The sequence below is a fragment of the Pyrobaculum sp. genome (genome assembly GCF_049971835.1).
Taxonomy (GTDB): Archaea; Thermoproteota; Thermoprotei; order Thermoproteales; family Thermoproteaceae; genus Pyrobaculum.
On sequence record NZ_JBMFKV010000407.1, the window covers coordinates 1 to 702 of the forward strand.

Consider the following 702-nt stretch of genomic DNA (forward strand, 5'->3'; position numbering starts at 1 on the left):
AAAGTCACGTTCGAGAAACCTGTCGTTGATGTTGTGCCGATAGGTAGCGTCGCTGTCGACATGGCCTCCTCCCCGCCACCCGGCTGGGGGCGGCTCATCGGCGCCCTCATACCCCGCCCTCGTGGACGGGGGTCATGGGGCTGGCCCGGGCCAGCACGGCGGGCCGTGGTGTGTGACTCTCAGCCTCCAGTACATACTGAGACCACTCCTCCAGCGTCTTCTCATCCACTGCAGATAGTGCCCTCTTAACGGCTTCTGCGTATTCTGGCTCCAGCTTCTCAGCGGCTCTCCTCAACATGTTGAGGACAGCCGCGACGTCTCTGTGGACCCAGTGGCTGTGCGGACACAGCCCGAGCTTGGGGCCGAGGGGGAACGACATCTCCGCGCCGTGTATGGGGCAGGTCTTGGAGTTTCTGTAAGCTGAGACTAACACAAACCTCAAGCCGCGCTCCTCCGCCTTGTTCCTCACCCTATCCACAACCGCCTTCATCGGCGTCTGCTTGATGCGGTGCCTTAACTGGGGGCTCTTCTTGTCCTTGATCATATCCTCCTGGGGCTTTTTACCAACGTTTTCCGTCACCAATATGGCGGGCTCTCTCGTAAGCTCGTGGGCCACCTTGTTCACTCTATCCCTCTTCCTACTGCGTTCCCTAAGCCTCTTGACTCTCTTCTTATACTCTCTCGTGTGAGTACCAGATATCC

1 protein-coding gene is annotated in these 702 nt (G+C 58.8%); it reads right to left on the minus strand.

All coding sequences use genetic code 11. From position 1 onward, the window contains the following. Positions 1–106: 106 nt before the first annotated feature. A partial coding sequence (locus tag ACP5J3_RS14980) for a zinc ribbon domain-containing protein (RefSeq protein ID WP_428496404.1) occupies positions 107–702 on the minus strand: 596 nt, incomplete at its 5' end.